A 19,471-nucleotide genomic window follows, 5' to 3' on the forward strand; every position below is an offset into this window, starting at 1 on the left:
TCACATGCCAGTCTTGTGGAGGGGAAATCGAAACTACTTTGAAGGGACGTCAAGGGTGACTGTGCCTGTGAACACCGAAAATCCAGCGGCGGTGGGCGCTGCGAGGCCGAGCCTCGGAGCCCAGTTGCTGCGCCGAAAGCCCATTGGGCAGATGGTCAGCGAGTCCGGCAGCGGCGAAGGCGGCACTCCGCTGGTCCGCAGCTTCGGCGTGCTGCAGCTGACCATGATCAGCGTTGGTGCCACGCTCGGCACCGGCATCCTCGTCATTCTCGGCGAATCCGTTCCGCTGGCAGGTCCGGCCATCTGGATCTCCTTTGTCATCGCCGGCCTTGCTGCGCTCCTCTCCGCTGTTTCGTATGCCGAGATGGCGGGCCTCGTGCCGGTTGCCGGGTCAAGCTACTCGTACTCCTACGCCACCATGGGTGAGGGCATGGCGTGGATCTGCGGCTGGTGCCTGGTGCTGGAGTATGCCGTCTCCGTGGCAGCAGTTGCCGTCGGCGCCGGACAGTACGTCAATGAGACCCTGGCCGCCTTTGGGCAGGTCCTTCCGGACGCGTTGTCCCAACCTCCGGGGGATGGCGGGCTGGTCAACATACCGGCCGTGGTGATCGTGGTCTTCGCCATGATCCTGCTGGTCAGGGGTGCCCGCGAGAGTGCGTGGATCAACACAGCGATTGTCATCATCAAGGTGGGCATCCTGATCTTCTTCTGCGCAGTGGCTTTCACGGCTTTCAATGCCGGCAACTTCGAGCCCCTGCTGCCCATGGGCGCCGCAGGTGTTTCGGCAGCGGCCTCCAGCGTCTTCTTCTCCTACATCGGCTTTGACGCCGCCTCCACGGCAGGGGAAGAGGCCAGGAACCCCAAGCGTGACCTTCCCAGGGCCATCATGCTGTCCATGGTGATCGTCACCAGCATCTACGTCCTCGTATCCGTGGCCGCCATCGGCGCCCGCCCGTGGGGATGGTTCGACGGTACAGAAGCGGCCCTGGTGCAGATCCTGCACGAGATCACCGGCCAGCCTTGGATCGCCCTGGTCTTCTCCATCGGTGCTGTGCTCGCCATCGCCAGCATCGTCCTGACGGTCCTCTACGGCCAGACGCGCATCATGCTGTCCATGTCCCGCGACGGCATGGTGCCCAAAATCTTCGGCCGCGTCTCCCCGCGGACCGGCACTCCGGTGGCGGGAACGCTCATCATCGGCACCGCCGTCGCCCTCACTGCGGGCCTTGTCCCGCTGGGCGCGCTGGCGGACGCCACCAGCATCGGCACGCTGTTTGCCTTTGCCCTGGTCAACGTCGCCGTGATCTACCTGCGACGCAACCGCCCGGACCTCGAGCGAAGCTTCCGCGTTCCCCTATACCCGGTCACGCCGATCCTGGGCGCCCTGATGTGCGCCTACCTGATGCTCAACCTCGGCGCAGATACCTGGATCACCTTTGGGGTGTGGATGCTGGTGGGCATCGCCGTCTACTTCGGCTATGGACGCCGGAACTCCAAGGTAGCCGCGCTCAGCGAGCAGGACTACCGTGAAATGACCACCAGGGCCATGAGCCCGGAACCTGTGAAAGCAGCAAAACCATGACCATCGCCACCGAACTTCCCCTCGCCGGGGAACCCGCAGCACCCGGCGCCAGTGAAGCGCCGATCACCATGCTGAACCCGGACTTCCCCTTCAGCTACGACCACTACCTGGCACACCCGGACGGGCTTGGCTCCGTCCCGGAGGAAATGTACGGCACCGAAGTCGCCGTCATCGGTGCGGGCCTCTCCGGACTCGTGACCGCCTACGAACTCATGAAGCTTGGCCTCAAACCGGTCATTTACGAGGCCGACCAGATCGGTGGCCGGCTCCGGACCGCGAGCTTCCCGTCCGCGCCCGGCGTCGTAGCCGACCTCGGCGGCATGCGCTTCCCGGTTTCCGGCAAGGCGTTCTACCACTACGTGGACCTCCTGGGGCTGGACACCAACGAATTCCCCAACCCCATGGCACCGGCAACATCCAGCACCGTGATCGAGCTCGCCGGTAAGAAGCATTACGCCACCACCGCCGACGAACTGCCCGTGTTCTTCCGCGAAGTTGCCGATGCCTGGAAAGCCGCGATCAACGACGGCGCAGCCTTCGCGGAGATGCAGGAAGCCATCAAGGCCCGTGACACCAAGCGGATCAAGGAACTGTGGAACGCGCTCCTGCCCGAACTCGACGAGCAGACCTTCTACGGCTTCATCGCTGCCAGCAAGTCCTTCAAGGAAGCCGGCTTCGCCCACCGCGAGGCATTCGGCCAGGTCGGCTTCGGCACGGGCGGTTGGGACACCGACTTCCCCAACTCCATCCTTGAGATCCTGCGCGTCGTGTACACCGACGCCGACGACCAGCACCGCTCCATTTCGGGAGGTGCGCAAAGGCTCCCGGAGGCACTTTGGAACCACGCGCCGTCGGGCCTGAAGCACTGGCCGGAAGGAACCTCGCTGGCCTCCCTGCACTCAGGTTCGCCGCGCGGTGCCGTGGACAACATCCGCCGGGCAGAGAACGGCGACCTCGTGGTGCGGGAAAACTGGGGACGTGAAGCCAGCTACCAGGCCGTGGTCACCACATGCCAGTCGTGGCTGCTCTCCACCCGTATCCACACCGAAGAGGCACTGTTCCCCGCGGAGATGTGGACCGCGATTGAACGCTCGCACTACATGCAGTCGTCCAAGACCTTCGTGATGGTGGACCGGCCGTTCTGGAAGGACATCGACCCGGAGACCGGGCGTGAAGTCTTGTCAATGACCCTCACCGACCGCCTCAACCGGGCAACGTACTTGCTCGACGACGGCCCGGACAAGCCCGCCGTCATCCTCTTGTCCTACACGTGGAACGACGACGCCCTGAAGTGGCTCGCCCTCACTGCGGAGGAGCGCGTCAAGTTGATGCTCCACTCGCTGGAGCAGATCTATCCGGGCGTTGACATCGCGAGCCACATTGTGGGGCAGCCGATCACCGTCTCCTGGGAAGCGGACCCCAACTTCATGGGGGCCTTCAAGGCCAACCTGCCCGGACACTACCGCTACCAGCAGCGGCTGTTCACGCACTTCAAGCAGGACAAACTGCCCGGGAACCAGCGCGGCATCTTCCTCGCCGGTGATGACGTGTCCTTCACCGCCGGCTGGGCCGAGGGCGCCGTCACCACGGGCCTGAATGCCGTCTGGGGCGTGGTGAACCACCTGGGTGGCTCGTCCGCCGCCGGAAACCCCGGCCCGGGTGACCTGCTGGACGAGCTCGGCCCGATCAGCTTGGACTAGTCCCTTTTGCATTGCGAGGCCCGCTCTACGCCCCAAACCCACCGCAGGGGACGCAGAGCGGGCCTCGCATTCGGCGTTAAGCGTGCATGTCCCGGTGCGCCGCTGCGAGTTCCTTGTAGTGGGCGGCGTTGTGCTTCACGCCCTCCAATTCTTCGTCCGTCAATTCGCGGCGGACTTTGGCAGGAACGCCCGCTACGAGGGAGCGCGGGGGAATGACGGTGCCTTCCAACACGACGGCGCCGGCAGCAATGAGGGAACCCGTGCCGATCACCGCGCCGTTGAGGATGGTGGCACTCATGCCGATGAGACAGTCGTCCTCCACTGTGCAGCCGTGGACCACAGCGCTGTGCCCCACGGAGACGCGCTCGCCGACGGTGCAGGGAAAACCGGGATCGGCGTGAAGGACCACGTTGTCCTGCAGGTTGGAACCCGCCCCCACCTTGATCGCGGCTGTATCAGCGCGGACGGAGACGCCGTAGAAAGCGCTGGAATCCTGGGCCAAGGTGGCCTTGCCGATGATGGACGCGGTGGGCGCCACGAAGGCGGTTTCATGGATGTCCGGAGTGTCCCCGGCAAAAGTGTAAGAAGGAGCCATGAAGCCCAGCCTAGTTGGCTGAAGGGGTGCGGAGCACCAGGAATTGGTAGTGCTGCTCCCAGTTTCCCGCGCCGGGGCCGGACTCAACGCCCACACCTTCCGGCCACGTTCGGAAATGCTCCACCACGCCGTGTTCCCCAAAAATCCGCTGCACGGTTTCGTCACTGCGGCGGCTGAAGAAACGCCGCGGTTCTTCCAGGTCCTCCGGGTTCAGAACTTCGTCGTCGTCACCGGACCAGAGTCCGACGGCGATTGGCGCACCCGGTGCGGTGACCCGCACGAGTTCGCGGACGACGTCGTGAATCCCGCTGTTGGGGACATGTAACAGCGTGCTCATGGTCCACGCCGCTTCGAAGGCCGAATCCGCAAACGGCAGGTCCCGCCCGCTCGCAACCGAGGCGTCGAGTCCTGCGGCGCGGGCCACGTGGACGCTCTCCGGCGACAGGTCCACACCCGTGTAGTGCAGCCCGGCGCGGACGAACTCCACGCCTTCAACACCGGTGCCACAGCCGAGCTCCAGCAAGGAACGACGGTGTTCGGACTTGAGCAGCCGGATGAACCACTCCCGGCACTCAACCCGGTGGGGAGTCAGCGAGCGGGTATTCCGTGCGGCGGCATGGCGGTCGTAATAGACGGCGAGGTCGCGCTCCGGATCAGGAAGGCCCTGCATACCCCCAGCTTAGGAGTGGTGTTAGTTGAACACCACGGTCCGGGTGCCATCCAGGAGGACGCGGTGCTCGGCGTGCCACTGCACTGCCTGGGCCAGCGTGCGGCCCTCCACGTCGCGGCCCATCTGGACGAACTGGGCCGCCGTGCGCGCATGGTCCACTCGGATGACCTCCTGTTCGATGATCGGCCCCTCGTCCAGGTCTGCGGTCACGTAATGTGCCGTGGCGCCGATGATTTTCACTCCGCGGGCGTGCGCCTGGTGGTAGGGCTTTGCGCCCTTGAAAGAGGGGAGGAACGAGTGGTGGATGTTGATGGCTTTGCCGTTCAACTCCGTGCAGAGATCGTTGGAGAGGACCTGCATGTACCGGGCCAGGACGGTCAATTCGACGTCGTGCTCGGCGATCAGCTTCAGCAGCTCAGCCTCGGCCTGCGGCTTGGTTTCCGGTGTTACGGGGATGTGGTGGAACGGGATGCCGTAGAAGTTGGCCAGTTCCTCCAGGTCGCGGTGGTTGGAGACGATGGCCGGAACCTCGATGGGCAGGGTGCCTGTGCGCTGCTGGAACAGCAGGTCGTTGAGGCAGTGGGCGTCCTTGGAGCACAGGATGATGGTGCGCACCTTCCGGCCAACGGGGTTGATCTGCCACGTCATGCCGAAGGTATCGGCCACCGGCTGCAAGGCGGCGGCCAGTTCCGTCTGGGTGCTCGACGTCGTCGCCTCCACGCGCATGAAGAAGTTGCCGGTGGTGGGGCTTCCGTATTGTTGCGAATCGGCGATATTGCACCCGGCGTCAAGGAGTGCGCCGGCAACAGCGTGCACGATGCCGGGGCGGTCGGGGCAGGAGAGGGTCACAACAAAAGCGGTGGAGTCAGTCACACGGACAAGCCTACCGGTGCTGCCTTGTTGTACTGTTAACGGGTCGCAACTGGCGTTGGGTGGACTACCACCAGGGAGCGGCAATCACGAAGACCACGGATCGTACGCCTGGGCCGAGGGTCATGTCTTACCGTCGCACGCAAGTGACCGATGCCTCCTGTCATCAAGGGGACGCGGGAATGCTGCTGCCGGTAGCCTGACCTGTAGCACCACCCGTTCCCTAGCCAGGAGATCTCCGTGACTACCACCACTTCAGCGTCTGTCAGCAACCAGTCGCTCGCCGAACTCGATCCCGAGATCGCAGCAGTCCTCGACCAGGAGCTTGGCCGCCAGCGCGGCACCCTGGAAATGATTGCCTCCGAAAACTTCGCCCCCCGCGCCGTGATGGAAGCCCAGGGCTCCGTCCTGACCAACAAGTATGCCGAGGGTTACCCGGGCCGCCGCTACTACGGCGGTTGCGAATACGTCGACGTCGCTGAGCAGCTCGCCATCGACCGGGTCAAGGAACTCTTCGGCGCCGAATACGCCAACGTCCAGCCCCACTCCGGTGCCCAGGCAAACGCTGCAGCACTGTCCGCCATGATCAACCCGGGCGACAAGATCCTCGGCCTGTCCCTGGCCCACGGCGGACACCTGACCCACGGCATGAAGCTCAACTTCTCCGGCAAGCTCTACAACGTAGCGGCTTACCAGGTGGAAGAGGACAACTTCCGCATCGACATGGACAAGCTCCGCGAGCAGGCCATCGCCGAGAAGCCGCAGGTCATCATCGCAGGCTGGTCCGCCTACCCGCGCCACCTCGATTTCGCAGCTTTCCGTTCCATCGCCGACGAAGTCGGTGCGCTCCTGTGGACCGACATGGCGCACTTCGCAGGTCTTGTAGCAGCAGGACTGCACCCGAGCCCGGTGCCGCACTCCGACGTCGTCACCTCCACGGTCCACAAGACCCTGGCAGGTCCGCGTTCCGGCGTGATCCTGGGCAAGCAGGAGTGGGCCAAGAAGCTCAACTCCAGCGTCTTCCCGGGCCAGCAGGGCGGCCCGCTCATGCACGTCATCGCAGCCAAGGCCGTTGCCTTCAAGATCGCCGGCGGCGAAGAGTTCAAGGAACGCCAGGAGCGCGTCCTTGAGGGCGCCAAGATCATCGCTGACCGCCTCAACCAGGCCGACGTCGCCGAAGCCGGCGTCTCGGTCCTGACCGGCGGCACCGACGTCCACCTGGTCCTGGTTGACCTGCGCAACTCCCAGCTGGACGGCCAGCAGGCCGAAGACCTCCTGCACTCGGTGGGCATCACCGTGAACCGGAACTCCGTTCCGTTCGATCCCCGCCCGCCGATGGTCACCTCCGGCCTCCGCATCGGTACGCCCGCCCTGGCTACCCGCGGTTTCGGTGCCGACGAGTTCACCGAGGTTGCCGACATCATCGCCACCGCACTCGTAAAGGGCGCCGCCGGCAGCGTTGATGCAGAGGCCCTCCAGGCACGCGTCGACAAGCTCGCCGACAACTTCCCGCTGTACCCGCAGCACGAGCAGTGGTAACCAGCGGTTCCTGCGACAACAAGCGCTGAACACGCATTACCCCGGCACTGAACCGGAGCCAACGGGATCCGCCGCCACACCTACGGCGGCGGGTCCCGTTGGCATGAGCCTCCCAGCAGAAAGAGCAGATGGAATGACACAGTCCACCGCACAGATCCTTGACGGCAAGGCCACCGCCGCTGCCATCAAGGCAGAACTGACCACCCGCGTTTCTGCCCTTGCCGCCAAGGGCATCGTCCCCGGCCTGGGCACCATCCTGGTGGGCTCCGACCCCGGCAGCACCTGGTATGTCGGCGGCAAGCACAAGGACTGCGCAGAGGTGGGCATCCAGTCCATCCGCCGCGACCTCCCCGAGGACATCTCCCAGGAAGACCTCCTGAAGGTCGTCCAGGAACTCAACGAGAACCCCGAGTGCACCGGCTACATCGTCCAGCTCCCGCTTCCCAAGCACATCGACCAGGACGTCATCCTGGAAGCCATGGACCCGGAGAAGGACGCCGACGGCCTGCACCCCATGAACCTTGGCCGCCTGGTGGCCAACGTGAACGGTGAAATGAAGTCGCCGCTGCCCTGCACGCCCAAGGGCTGTGTGGAGCTGCTTCGCCGCCACGACATCGACCTCAAGGGCAAGCGCGTCCTGGTGGTTGGCCGCGGCGTGACCATCGGCCGTCCCATCGGACTGCTGCTGACCCGCAAGGAAGTCAACGCAACGGTGATCCTGGCCCACACCGGAACCGTGGACCTGCCCGCGGAACTCAAGCAGGCCGACGTCGTGATTGCCGCCGCCGGCGTGCCGCACATGATCAAGGCGGAAGACCTCAAGCCGGGCGCAATCGTGCTCGACGTCGGCGTCAGCCGCGTGGACGACGGCAACGGCAAGGCTGTTGTCACCGGCGATGTGGACCCGGCAGCTGCCGACGTCGCCGCCTGGTTGTCCCCGAACCCGGGCGGCGTGGGTCCGATGACCCGCGCCATGCTGCTTGCCAACGTCGTGGAGAGCGCCGAGCGCCAGGCCGGCATCGCGTAACCTCGCTGAATGCAGAAAGGGCGCCTGCTCCCGTTGGGAGCAGGCGCCCTTTTCCGTCCCGCGGGGAGCGCCCCAATGGACCTCGGTCATGGTGTTTTCGCTGCGAAGACGACGCGGTACAGGGCGGCTGCAGCGATGGCTCCGGCGATGGGGGCAACGATGAAGACCCAGAGCTGGCCCAGCGCCCAGTTGTCGGCATACAGGGCCGTGGCGATGGAACGGGCCGGGTTCACCGAGGTGTTGGTCACGGGAATGCTGATGAGGTGGATGAGGGTCAGGCTGAACCCGATGGCAAGTGCGGCGAATCCGGCCTGTGCACGCCGGTCAGTGACGCCAAGGATGACCAGGACGAAGACAGCGGTCAGGACGAATTCGGTCATCAGCGCCGAACCAAGGCCAAAGCCCCCGGGGGAGTGGTCGCCGAAACCATTGGAGGCGAATCCGGCTGCCCGGGCGGCAGTGAAGAAGCCGTCGGAGCCGCCGGCAGCGATGACGGCCAGCACACTGGAGCCTGCCGCGCCGCCCACAAGCTGCGCCCCAATGTAGGCCGCTATGTCCTTGGCCGGAAAACGCCCGGCGACTGCCAGGCCGATCGTCACCGCAGGGTTGAAGTGCCCGCCTGAGACGTGACCGAAAGCGTAGGCACCGGCGACGACCGTCAGGCCGAAAGCCAGGGACACGCCCAGGAATCCAACCCCCAAGGCGTTAGCAGGATCCGGGAAGCTTGCTGCGAACAGCGCAGTTCCCACGCCACCGAAAACCAAAATAAATGTGCCCAAAGCTTCAGCGCCGAGCCTGGAGACCAAAGCCGGGCCGGCACCGGGATCCGTGGGTCGTGGGATGGTCTTGGTATTGCGGCTGGCCATGCTGAGCCTTTCAGTTTTGGAGGTTGTTTGCGTTGGGGGCGGTTCACCCCAAGAACGTCGTGCGGCTGCTCGCGCGTTTGTGACGCGATTCCGGGCCTGTCTTTCGGGAAGGACAGCTGGTTGCGGGCGCAGGTCCCCGGTGCCTGCATCGGCTAAATCCAGAAAGTTGCGGAACACATCTTTCACATGTCGACGGGCGCTACTAGTCTGCTGAGGGTGCACAATGAAGCAATCCGTTCCCCGTCACCGTCACCGACACCGTCACCAACACAGTCACCAACACAGTCAGAATCACTGCAACCCGGCTTCGACATGAACCGACCCACCGTCATCAGTGCCCGGAACCTCACCAAGGCCTACGGTGACCTCACCGCCGTCGACAACATCTCCTTCGACGTTCCGGCGGGGGAGTCCTTCGGCCTGCTCGGGCCCAACGGCGCAGGCAAGTCCACCACCATGAAAATGATCGGTGGCGTCTCCCAGCGCACGTCGGGCTCGCTGAGCATCATGGGCCTGGACCCCGAAACGCACGGCCCCGAGGTACGGGCGCATCTGGGCGTGGTGCCGCAGCAGGACAACCTGGACGAAGAACTCAAAGTCCGCGAGAACCTGATTGTGTACGGCCGCTATTTCGGCCTGCCCCTGCGCTACCTGCGTCCGAAGGCGGACGAGTTGCTCGAGTTCGCGCAATTGACGGACAAAGCCAATTCCAAGGTGGACGCGCTCTCCGGCGGCATGAAGCGGCGATTGACCATCGCCCGCTCGCTGATCAACGAGCCCCGCATACTCCTCCTGGACGAACCCACCACCGGCCTTGATCCGCAGGCCCGCCACATCCTCTGGGACCGGTTGTTCCGGCTCAAGGAAAGCGGCGTCACCCTCATCCTGACCACCCACTACATGGACGAGGCGGAGCAACTCTGTGACCGTCTGATCGTGGTGGACAAGGGCCGGATCATGGCGGAGGGGTCGCCTGCCAACCTCATCCGCGAGCACTCGTCGCGAGAAGTACTCGAGCTCAGGTTCGGGTCCGAGCGGAACGCGACCATCGGCGTCGAACTTGAAGGCATCGGTGAGCGGCTGGAGACCCTCCCGGACCGCGTACTGATCTACGCGCACGACGGCGAGGCCGCGCTGGAGCAGGTGTCCGCCCGCGGACTGCGGCCCATGACCTCGCTGGTCCGCCGCTCGTCGCTGGAGGACGTGTTCCTGCGGCTGACCGGCAGGAGCCTCGTTGACTGAGAAGCAAAGCACGACGACGGAGCAGCCTTTGCGGGCCCACTCGCCGCAGGTTTCGGCCGCCAGGGCTCGCCGCTGGGGTTCCTTCTACTATGCGGAGCAAGTCCTCCGCGTGATGCGCAACTACGGCTGGTCCGTGGTCCTCTACAGCGTGGGGCAGCCCGTTGCGTACTTGTTCGCCATGGGAGTCGGGCTGGCCACGTTGGTGGACGCCAACAGCGTGTCGGCGTTCGGCGGCGTCAGCTACCTGGAATTCGTTGCGCCGGCGCTGCTGGTCTCCGCAGCGGTGATGACGGCGTCCGGGGAGTTCTCGTACCCCGTCATGGATGGCTTCAAATGGCGCCGGGTGTTCTATGGCCCGCACGCCTCGCCGTTGATTCCGCAGCAAATCGCCAGCGGGCACATCATGGCGAGCTCCCTGCGCTTCCTCCTCCAATCAGTGGTCTACTTCGCGGTAGTGGCCATCTTTGGAGCTTCACCGAGTCCGTGGGGCTGGGTCTCTGCGCTGGTGGCGACCGTGGCGGCGCTGTCCTTTGGCCTGCCCCTGATGGCCTATGCGGCAAGCATCACTCAGGACAAAGGGCAGTTCGCGCTGGTGCAGCGGTTCATTGTGATGCCCTTGTTCCTGTTCTCCGGGACCTTCTTCCCGCTGGATACCCTGCCGTTGGCTGTCCGCTGGATCGGCTGGATTTCGCCGGTCTGGCATGGAACCGAGCTGGGCAGGGTGTTCACGTACGGACTGGATGAACCGCCGTTGCTGACCATCACCCACGTGGTGTTCCTGGTGGCGGCTGCCGTTGGGGGCTGGGTGCTCGTGCGCCGGCAGTTCGTGAAAAGGATGGGTTCATGAGTGTCCTCACGGGTGGCCACAGCGCCACCGACCTTGCCCGCGAACGCAAGTTTGGTTCCCTGTACTCCCGCAACGCAAGGGCTGTTGTGGGCCGTGGGCTGATGGCGGCCAAGAGCAGTACTTGGCTGGTCCTGGTGTCCGGGTTCTTTGAGCCCGTGCTGTTCCTGCTGGCCATGGGCGTGGGCATGGGCTCGATCGTCGGAACAGTCGAAGGCCCAGGCGGCCAGGAAATCAGTTACGCGGCCTACATCGCACCGGCGCTCCTCGCCGTGTCCGCCATGAACGGCGCCATTTACGACTCCACCTGGAACGTCTTCTTCAAGATGAACTTCGCAAAGCTCTACCAGGGGATGCTCTACACCTCCTTGGGGCCGCTGGATGTCGCCATTGGCGAGATCTTCCTGGCGTTGCTGCGGGGACTTCTCTATGCCACAGGGTTCACCGCGGTCATGGGTGTCATGGGCCTGCTCACCAGTTGGTGGTCCCTCCTGGTCATCCCGGCGTCGGTGCTGATCGCCTTCGGATTCGCAAGCTTCGGCATGGGCATCACCAGCTTCATGAAGACGTTCCAGCAAATGGACTGGATCAACTTCTTCCTGCTGCCCATGTTCCTGTTCAGCGCCACGTTCTACCCGCTCAGCGTCTACCCGCAGGTCATCCAGTGGTTTATCCAGGCCATGCCGTTGTGGCACGGTGTGGAGTTGCTGCGGCAGATCAGCGTGGGGTCTTTCAGCCCGGCCACGGCCATCCATGTGGGCTACTACGTCGTGATGATTGCGCTCGGCATCATGCTGACCACCGGAAGGCTGCGCCGGCTGTTCCTCAAGTGATGGAGTTTTTGTACACCTCCTGCCCGTAAAAGGGCGCGTTGAGGGCATCTGGTGTACAAAAACTCCCACGGAAGGGGGCTCGTGTTCGCCGTCCGTGGAAGAGTCCCGGGCACCTTTCGGGGTTTGAGAGAATGGGCTCATGCAATCTCTCGGTGACCCGCACCCGTCCACGTCCCCCGCCGGCAAAGGCATGTTCAAGGGCTTCCGCATCGGCGGCCTGGGGATGACCGTTGTCATCATCGCCTTCCTGGTGGCCGTCATCTTCGCGGCAAACCAGAACGACGTGGTGGGCTGGGTAGTTGCCGTCGTCGCCTTCGGTTGGCTGGCCCTTGCCACCTTCGTGGTGTTGAGCATCCGCAGGGCTGCACAGCGGGCCGGGGCAAAGCTGAGCGAAGCCCAAGCCGCCTTCAACTCGGCAACCGGCCGCGCGCCGTCGTCGAACGTTGCGGACAACGGTGGCACGCGGGTGGTGGCCGAGCGCAGCCAGGCCGATGAGGTTCGTGACCTCAAGCTGGACCACTCGTTCAAGATCGTGCAGGTGCAGGTGCGCGTGGTTGACGGGGAGCGTGCAAAGGGCGCTGCCGCGGACCAGGACACCATCGACCGCGCGTTGGAAACCATCGCCATTACGGCCACCAACGCCAGGGATATGATCAAGTCTTCCGGCGGCTCGGACGAGCCCGTTGCCGGCACCATCATCGACTAGAGTAGAGCGGGTGAGTACGGCATTGAAGAAGGACTTCCTTCGCATCGCATCAGTCAACGTAAACGGCCTCAGGGCTGCCTACAAGAACGGCATGGCGGAATGGCTGGAGCCCCGCGAGGTTGACATTCTCTGCCTGCAGGAAGTCCGCGCCCCCGATGACATCGTCCGGAAGCTGATCGGCGAAGGCTGGCACATCCTCCACACCGAAGCTGAAGCCAAGGGCCGTGCCGGTGTTGCCGTTGCATCCCGCGAAGAGCCCACGGCCACCCGGATCGGCATCGGAGATTCCTACTTCGACACTTCCGGTCGTTGGGTCGAAGCGGACTTCAACGTCAAGAACAGTGCGGGGGAGTCCACCACCCTCTCCGTGGTCAGCGCCTATGTGCACTCCGGCGAAGTGGGAACCCCCAAGCAGGACGACAAATTCCGTTTCCTGGACGCCATGATCACCCGGCTCCCTGAGCTCGCCAAGCACAGCGACCACGCCTTGGTGGTCGGCGACCTCAACGTCGGACACACGGAACTCGACATCAAGAACTGGAAGGGCAACGTCAAGCGTGCCGGCTTCCTCCCGGAGGAGCGCGCCTACTTTGACCGCTTCCTCGGCGAAGAAATCGGATGGAGGGATGTCCACAGGGGCCTGGCAGGAAATGTCGCCGGCCCCTACACCTGGTGGTCCCAGCGCGGTAAGGCCTTTGACACTGACACTGGCTGGCGCATCGACTACCACCTGGCTACGCCGGACCTTGCTGCAGCTGCTTTCTCCGCTGTGGTGGACCGGGCGCCTTCGTGGGACACCCGTTTCTCCGACCACGCACCGCTGGTAGTCGACTACCGGCTCTGAGCTCCCTAAGGTATTTCTCCATGACAAGTTCCACCACGACTGAAACCGATCCGGTGGCCGCACCGGAAGCCGCCACGTCCACCAAACCGGCAGTCGGCGCCAAGCACCGTGTCCTGTCCGGCATGCAGCCCTCCGCGGACTCCCTGCACCTGGGCAATTATCTCGGCGCCTTGGTCAACTGGGTCCGCATGCAGGATGAGTACGACGCCGTCTTCTTCATTCCGGACCTGCACGCCATCACCGTGCCCCAGGATCCTGCGGAACTCGCACGACGCACCCGCGTTACTGCCGCCCAGTACATCGCCGGTGGCGTGGACGTGGACAAGTGCACCTTGTTCGTCCAGTCACAGGTACCCGAGCATGCGCAGCTGGCATGGGTCCTGAACTGCATCACGGGCATGGGCGAGGCCGCCCGGATGACCCAGTTCAAGGACAAAGCCCAGAAGCAGGGATCAGACCACGCCAGTGTAGGTCTGTTCACCTACCCCATCCTGCAGGCGGCCGACATCCTCCTGTACCAGCCGCACGGCGTACCGGTGGGCGAAGACCAGCGCCAGCACGTGGAACTCAGCCGCGACCTCGCCAACCGCTTCAACAGCCGGTTCGGGGAAACGTTCCAGGTCCCCGAGGCCTTCATCCAGAAGGAATCGGCCAAGATCTACGATCTCCAGAACCCCACGGCCAAGATGTCCAAGTCCGCGGAATCACCGGCGGGACTCATTAACCTGCTGGACGACCCCAAGACCGTGGCCAAGCGGATCAAATCCGCCGTCACGGACACCGAAACTGAGATCCGCTATGACCGCGAGAACAAGCCCGGCGTTTCCAACCTGCTGACCATCTACTCGGCCATCAGTGGTACGCCGGTGGAGAAGATCGTGGCCGACTACCAGGGCAAGATGTACGGCCACCTGAAGGTCGACCTCGCGGAACTGGTCTCGGGGCACCTCGCTCCCATCCGTGAACGCGCCAACGAACTCCTGGCCGATCCCGCGGAACTGGACCGGCTCCTGGCACACGGCGCGGACAAGGCACGGGAAATCGCCTCAGCCACCCTGACTGACGTCTACTCCAAGGTCGGCTTCCTGCCGTACCGCGGGACTGCCAACGGTGAGCAAGGGGTCCGCTAACTCCATGTGCTCTGCTGGCCAGCTCAACGTCAAGACCGACACCCGTAAGGGTGTTGGTCCTGACGACTCTCGCCAGCCTGCTGTCACCGGCGCCGACTGCGGCGCCGGTGACGCCATGTGCGTTGGAGTGATCCTTGGCTTCCCCCCGGAGATAGCCCGCGAACTCCAGCAATGGCGGGCTTCCTTCGGCGATCCCATGGCCGAAGTCATCCCGGCCCACATCACCTTGATCACCACCACTCCCACCCAGGACTGGGACGCCACCCGGGAACACGTCAGGGAAGTAGCCCGCACACAGGAGCCGTTCCACATTACGATTTCCGGCACTGGTTCGTTCCGTCCGGTGTCGCCGGTAGTGTTCGTCAACGTCGAACAAGGCTTTGAAGAATGCGTGCAGTTGCACGAGAAACTTCAAACCGGTCCCCTCGAGCGGCGGCTGCCCTTCCCCTATCACCCGCACGTCACTGTGGCTCACGATGTCGCCCAGGAAAATCTTGATGAGGCCGAAACGGTCCTCAGAGATTACCGGGCCACCTTCCCTGTGGTTAGCATGGGACTTTACGAGCACGACACCAACGGAATATGGCAGCTACGGGAAGAGCTCGACTTTGGCGGCGATACTGACGAAGAACAGCAAGCGGATTCAGGCCACGGAGGCGGACACTCCTCCACTGCCAACTGAGCTGGCAAAGCTCAAGCTTGAGCTGCTCCGGAAGCGGCAGGACTGGGGCCATGCCAAGCGTGCCGGCGACGGCGCACTGAAGAAGGCCGGCGCCTTCTTTGCGTTGTTCATGGCGCGGCTGAACACCAATCGCGTCATGCGCTCCTTCCAGCACTACACCCGACAGCACGGGCCCCTGTTGAGTGCGGGCATCGGTTTCAACATGTTCTTCTCGGTGACAGGTTTGCTCACCACGGGCTTTGCCGTCGCAGGGATTGTCCTGGGCGGAAATCCGATTTTGGAGGACGCCGTGATCGGCAGCGTTGCCTCCGCGGCGCCCGGCTTGCTTCAGGTCAATGGCGGTGAGGGCTTGGTGGATCCGCAGTCCCTGCTGAACCCCTCCGGCCTGGGCTGGACCGCGGTCATCGCCGCCGCCGTCACGATCTTCACGTCGCTGGGCTGGATCGCAAGCGTCAGGGAGGGGCTGCGCGGAGTCATGGGTTTGGGCCCCTTGGTCCGCAACGCCATCCTTCAAAAACTCATCGACGCCGGAACCCTGCTGCTCCTTGGCGTGATCCTGGTGGTCAGCGCCGGGGCATCCCTGATTTTCGGCACCGCGGCCGACTGGTTCTTCGACCTCCTGAAGCTCGACGAAACCGTCGCGGCCCCCATCGCGGCGGTTGTCAAGATCGTCGTCCCCCTCCTTCTGAACTGCGCGACGGCGGCCGTCCTGTTCCGCGTCGCCGGCAGCCTGGCGTTGACGCGCCGGGCGTTCCTCGAAGGCGTGGTGCTGGCCGGCGTCGGGACAACGGTTCTGCAATTCTTCAGTACGGAACTTCTGGCCCGCTCCGGCAACAACCCTGTCCTGGCTTCGTTCGCCATCATCATCGGCTTGCTGATCTGGTTCAACCTGGTGAGCCAGGTCTACCTCGTTTCAGCGTCCTGGTCAGCCATCCGCGAGGCCGACCTCGCATCGGGGGAGACCCCGCGCAAGAAAGTCCTCGGTTCGCGTCGCGTAGCACCGCGTACCTGAGCATCCAGTGGAGGCGCAATGAACAATCAGCTGTGGATCGCCTGCCTCCTGGGCGCTGCCGCGGGCTTGATAACAGGGCAGCTGATCTTCAATTCGCCTTTCCTGGGCATCCTGATCGGCGTTGGCCTCGGAGCGCTCGTGGGCGCAGCAGTGGGCCCCCGCCGCGGTTAGGAGCAGTGCCCTCCAGCTAGGGCGATTGCACCAGCCCTTCCCACGTCACGGTCCAGTCTTCGGGGAACCCGGGAGCGTTCCGCTCGGGTCCGTTGTCCCAGCCGGCCGCCATCAGTGCCACGGCGGCCAGGAGACCGCCGTTGCCCGGCAAGTACAGCGGCAACGAATCAGTCTGGCGGTTGTGGCCGTTGGGAAGCACGGTGTTCTTTCCCGCATCAAACAGCAGCGCCTCCACCGCGGCCTCGGGATCTCCCAAGCGCGCAGCGGTCATCGCCATCACCGGATAGTCCCACCCCCAGGTACTCGCCCAGTCCCAATCCGCCAGCACGTCCTTCAAGGTGGCCCGCATGATGTCAGGATCGATCAGCTCGGTCCGGGGGAGGACACCCAGTGCGCACAGCATTGACGGGTGGTCTGTGCGGATGGTGAAGGGTTCCACGTCGATGGCTGCGTAGACGCCGTCCACCACCCTGGGTTTCACCATCGCCTTCGCTACGACGGACCATTCCTCCACAGGGTCCAATCCCAGCCGTTCGCGCCAGGCAGCAGCTGTTTCCAGGCCCCATTGCCAGTACGCCAGCTCAAAAGTTGGGTTGGTGACCGATGCCCTGATGGAGCCGTAACTCTCCTGTGCCGGGATCAGGGGTGGACCCAGCTCGAAGCCCCGCTGGGTCGGGTGTGCGAAGCCGGCCATGAACGCGGCCGACTCGAACACGATCTCCGCGAACTCCTCCAGCACATCACGGCTGGGATTGGCCCGGTACACCAGTTCGGCAAGGTAGATCGGATGCGGCTGCTGCCAGATCAGGAAGGTGCCGATCGGGCTGGGGCTCTCCCGCCCGTCCGGACCTACCTGCTTGGGCCAGCGGACGCCGTCGAATCCTTGTGCCTTGGCCGTTTGCCGCGACACCTCCAGGATGCTTGCGTACCAGCGCAGGGAAGGCAGAAGCAGCTCCACCCGGTTCCAGTGCGCGAAATGCGCCGCATGCCACCAGTGCATTTCCAGGTGGAAGCGGCCGCGCCAGGAATTACAGACGAGTCCCGTCTCCTGCGGCGGCAGCGAACCTGAACAGTTGATCGCCGTCAGGTACTGGGACAGCACGATCCTGCGTTCCAGCTCCGTGGCCCGTGGATCCGCCGTGGCATGGAGTTCCACGGCACCTCCCGTGGACCAGAACCCGGGCCAATGGGCCGAGGAGGCCACGGCAACGCTGCTGCCCGGAGAAAGCACGACGCCGGTACGTGCCGTGGCGGTGCCGCCCGGGTCCGGCGCATGGTCACCGGAGCTGTGGTCACCCCGCGGAAGGCAGTCGCCGTCGCCCGAAGAGCGGAAGGAAATGCTGAAGTCGAGGACGCCGTTGGTGACGGGGTGGGCTGGACTTCCCGGGAGCACACGCAGCCGGTGCTCTTCCGTTTGCTCCACGGTGAGGTCCGGGCCGGTGATTAGGACCTGGTAGCGCGATTCGTCCAGCTCCCGGTCAGCCGTCCACACAGTGGAACCAGCATGTAGATCGGATGGCGTCCCACCAGCCAGGACGGTCCGGTGTGCCCCCGGGTTGTTCCAATCGGCCGCGTCATGCCATGCACCCGAGCCGTAAGGGAAGGCGACGCCTACCACCAAACCGGCCCCGAGGGCAGGCGACTCCACACGGAAGCCGAGCTCGTCGCGGTCCGGGTGGCACGCCGTCGTGACCTTGACGGGGTGCCCGGCGAGGAAGAAGCGGCTGGTGACCACTCCGGTCCACAGGTCCAGCGTCTGCACGGTACGCGTGAGTTCCCCGGGCTGTACCTCGCGCTCCACACCGTTCTCGAGCCAGCGGAGGCTGATGCGGCCCAGATCGAGCCTGTGGGAGTTGGCACGGAGCCAATCTTCGGCTGCGGATGTGTTGGTCTCGCGGTCGTTGACGATGTCGCCCACCATGTCGACGTAAGGGACGGGCCCGCGCGGCGAATCGTAGAGGACGGTGGACCCGGCGAGGTCGTAGGGTTCCGCCGGCGGAATGGTGTGCCAGCCCCACTGCGATTGCGTGCCCAGTAGTGTGCCCGCCGGAAGATTATCGCGGGAAGCAACCGGGTAGGCATCGGGCAGCGTCTGGAAACCGGTGAGGTCCATGGTGAAGGCAAATTCGCCGTTGCCCACGGATACGGGGCTCCGGGAATCCAGTTCCTGTTGGTGGACGTTATGGCGCCGCACCAGTGATTTCCGGTCGATACCGCCGGGGGAGTGCGGCCCACCCACAGGCTCCAGCACCACTGTGTTTTCCAGTTCCCGCAGCGGGAAGAACGCCGCCCGTTCGTGGGGGTTCTTGTTGGGCTGGTGCAATGTCAGGAACAGGCTGCCGTCCAGTTTCCGGCCGATCATGCCGTGGCCGCCGTCGGTGCTCCACAGGGGTTCCACCTCCTGGATCCAGGGGCCAGGGACGGTCCCGGATTCGCTGCGCGCGATGCCCATGGCATATCCGTTGTGGGCAAAGCTGGACCACAACATGATGAGCTTGCCGGTGGCGAGCCTGTGGAGGAACGGACCGTCGGTGACGTAGACGGGGCCTTCCTTGGCTGCGCTGGATGCCTGCTCCAAGGCTCGCGACCATGGAGCCTCGGAGGCGGTGAACAGCACCACCGGTTCTCCCTCGGATGTACGCAGGTCCGGACTGAGGCGTTGGGCGACCATCCCGCCGTCGTTGACCTGCTTCCATTCGTGGCAGAAAACCATCCAGGGGACGCCGTCGTCATCAACATGAAGCGTCCCGTCGAGGCACTCCCAATCCCGGGGCGTGACGGGGCCGTCGCTCCATGGTTCATAGGGTCCGTGCGGGGCCGCAGCCGACAGTATTTGGGTCCCACGGGTGTGACCCGGAGCGGTGAAGGTGGCGAACATGAAGTAGCGGCCCTTGTACTCATGGACTTCCGGCGCCCAGTACTGCTCCTTGCTCCAGAAGTCCGGAGCAGGACGGAAAGCCGGGTACGGGCCCTCCCAGTCCACGAGGTTGCTGCTTCGGTAACAGTCGAACCCGGTAGCTGGTCCGGACCAGATGTTCCGGTCCGTGCTGCCGAAGAGCAGATACTCCTGCGAGCCGGGCAGCGTCAGGACGTAGGGATCCCGGATCTGGATCTGTTCCAAGGGCTGTGACACGGCGGGCTCCTCTGGGAATGAATAG

At 64.4% G+C, this 19,471-nt stretch carries 18 protein-coding genes; 13 read left to right on the top strand and 5 right to left on the bottom strand.

Annotated features, from left to right (window positions below; genetic code table 11):
- The first annotated feature begins 67 nt into the window (after positions 1–67).
- Positions 68–1,582, top strand: a complete 1,515-nt coding sequence (locus PYR64_RS04165; protein WP_064722074.1) for an amino acid permease — start codon at positions 68–70, stop codon at positions 1,580–1,582.
- The gene (locus PYR64_RS04170; RefSeq protein WP_275778551.1) at positions 1,579–3,282 is read left to right on the top strand and encodes an NAD(P)/FAD-dependent oxidoreductase; all 1,704 of its coding nucleotides are present in this window, start codon (positions 1,579–1,581) and stop codon (positions 3,280–3,282) included. The genes PYR64_RS04165 and PYR64_RS04170 overlap by 4 nt, the downstream gene beginning before the upstream one ends.
- A gap of 76 nt (positions 3,283–3,358) precedes the next feature.
- On the opposite strand, the gene PYR64_RS04175 is transcribed toward PYR64_RS04170, so the two are convergent.
- From PYR64_RS04175 to purU, 3 genes are read right to left on the bottom strand one after another with little or no spacing between them, the layout of a single operon-like run.
- On the bottom strand, positions 3,359–3,877 hold the full coding sequence (locus PYR64_RS04175) for a gamma carbonic anhydrase family protein (RefSeq protein ID WP_275778553.1): 519 nt from the start codon (positions 3,875–3,877) through the stop codon (positions 3,359–3,361).
- A 10-nt stretch (positions 3,878–3,887) separates the two neighbouring features.
- Positions 3,888–4,547 carry a class I SAM-dependent methyltransferase gene (locus PYR64_RS04180; RefSeq protein ID WP_055974646.1) on the bottom strand — a complete coding sequence of 220 codons (660 nt, stop codon included), beginning with the start codon at positions 4,545–4,547 and terminating at the stop codon, positions 3,888–3,890.
- Between the two features lie 21 nt (positions 4,548–4,568).
- Positions 4,569–5,420, bottom strand: coding sequence for a formyltetrahydrofolate deformylase (purU, locus tag PYR64_RS04185; RefSeq protein WP_018777236.1), 852 nt, complete (start codon positions 5,418–5,420; stop codon positions 4,569–4,571).
- A 231-nt stretch (positions 5,421–5,651) separates the two neighbouring features.
- Between purU and glyA the strand changes: the two genes are divergently transcribed.
- Together glyA and PYR64_RS04195 are read left to right on the top strand one after the other, a co-directional pair.
- The gene (gene glyA, locus PYR64_RS04190; protein WP_064721935.1) at positions 5,652–6,956 is read left to right on the top strand and encodes a serine hydroxymethyltransferase; all 1,305 of its coding nucleotides are present in this window, start codon (positions 5,652–5,654) and stop codon (positions 6,954–6,956) included.
- Positions 6,957–7,089: 133 nt separating this feature from the next.
- On the top strand, positions 7,090–7,983 hold the full coding sequence (locus PYR64_RS04195) for a bifunctional methylenetetrahydrofolate dehydrogenase/methenyltetrahydrofolate cyclohydrolase (RefSeq protein ID WP_018777238.1): 894 nt from the start codon (positions 7,090–7,092) through the stop codon (positions 7,981–7,983).
- An 86-nt stretch (positions 7,984–8,069) separates the two neighbouring features.
- Here PYR64_RS04195 and aqpZ read toward each other — a convergent pair whose 3' ends face one another.
- Complete coding sequence (gene aqpZ / locus PYR64_RS04200; RefSeq protein ID WP_275778556.1) at positions 8,070–8,849, bottom strand: aquaporin Z; 780 nt, start codon at positions 8,847–8,849, stop codon at positions 8,070–8,072.
- 312 nt (positions 8,850–9,161) lie between these two features.
- On the opposite strand from aqpZ, the gene PYR64_RS04205 reads away from it, so the two are divergent.
- From PYR64_RS04205 to PYR64_RS04245, 9 genes are all read left to right on the top strand, one after another.
- Entirely contained in the window at positions 9,162–10,091 is a 930-nt protein-coding gene (locus tag PYR64_RS04205) for an ABC transporter ATP-binding protein (protein WP_039240273.1), read from the top strand.
- Positions 10,084–10,938: an ABC transporter permease gene (locus PYR64_RS04210; protein ID WP_079581105.1), complete on the top strand. Its 855-nt coding sequence runs from the start codon at positions 10,084–10,086 to the stop codon at positions 10,936–10,938. The genes PYR64_RS04205 and PYR64_RS04210 overlap by 8 nt, the downstream gene beginning before the upstream one ends.
- A complete protein-coding gene (locus PYR64_RS04215) occupies positions 10,935–11,768 on the top strand; it encodes an ABC transporter permease (protein WP_018777242.1) in 834 nt (277 codons plus the stop codon). The genes PYR64_RS04210 and PYR64_RS04215 overlap by 4 nt, the downstream gene beginning before the upstream one ends.
- 139 nt (positions 11,769–11,907) lie before the next feature.
- A complete protein-coding gene (locus tag PYR64_RS04220) occupies positions 11,908–12,474 on the top strand; it encodes a hypothetical protein (protein ID WP_018777243.1) in 567 nt (188 codons plus the stop codon).
- 10 nt (positions 12,475–12,484) lie between these two features.
- Positions 12,485–13,318 carry an exodeoxyribonuclease III gene (locus tag PYR64_RS04225; RefSeq protein ID WP_275778559.1) on the top strand — a complete coding sequence of 278 codons (834 nt, stop codon included), beginning with the start codon at positions 12,485–12,487 and terminating at the stop codon, positions 13,316–13,318.
- Positions 13,319–13,338: 20 nt separating this feature from the next.
- Positions 13,339–14,448 (top strand): tryptophan--tRNA ligase, encoded by a 1,110-nt coding sequence (trpS, locus tag PYR64_RS04230; RefSeq protein ID WP_039240278.1) that lies wholly within the window; start codon positions 13,339–13,341, stop codon positions 14,446–14,448.
- Positions 14,449–14,452: 4 nt separating this feature from the next.
- Positions 14,453–15,130 carry a 2'-5' RNA ligase family protein gene (locus PYR64_RS04235; RefSeq protein WP_189075915.1) on the top strand — a complete coding sequence of 226 codons (678 nt, stop codon included), beginning with the start codon at positions 14,453–14,455 and terminating at the stop codon, positions 15,128–15,130.
- Positions 15,057–16,142: a YihY/virulence factor BrkB family protein gene (locus PYR64_RS04240; RefSeq protein WP_189075914.1), complete on the top strand. Its 1,086-nt coding sequence runs from the start codon at positions 15,057–15,059 to the stop codon at positions 16,140–16,142. The genes PYR64_RS04235 and PYR64_RS04240 overlap by 74 nt, the downstream gene beginning before the upstream one ends.
- A gap of 18 nt (positions 16,143–16,160) precedes the next feature.
- Positions 16,161–16,313, top strand: coding sequence for a hypothetical protein (locus PYR64_RS04245; protein ID WP_018777248.1), 153 nt, complete (start codon positions 16,161–16,163; stop codon positions 16,311–16,313).
- A 16-nt stretch (positions 16,314–16,329) separates the two neighbouring features.
- Here PYR64_RS04245 and PYR64_RS04250 read toward each other — a convergent pair whose 3' ends face one another.
- The gene (locus PYR64_RS04250) at positions 16,330–19,446 is read right to left on the bottom strand and encodes a glycoside hydrolase family 43 protein (RefSeq protein ID WP_275778562.1); all 3,117 of its coding nucleotides are present in this window, start codon (positions 19,444–19,446) and stop codon (positions 16,330–16,332) included.
- Positions 19,447–19,471: the final 25 nt, after the last annotated feature.

The sequence above is a fragment of the Paenarthrobacter sp. Y-19 genome, assembly GCF_029223985.1.
Lineage (GTDB): Bacteria > Actinomycetota > Actinomycetes > Actinomycetales > Micrococcaceae > Arthrobacter > Arthrobacter nicotinovorans.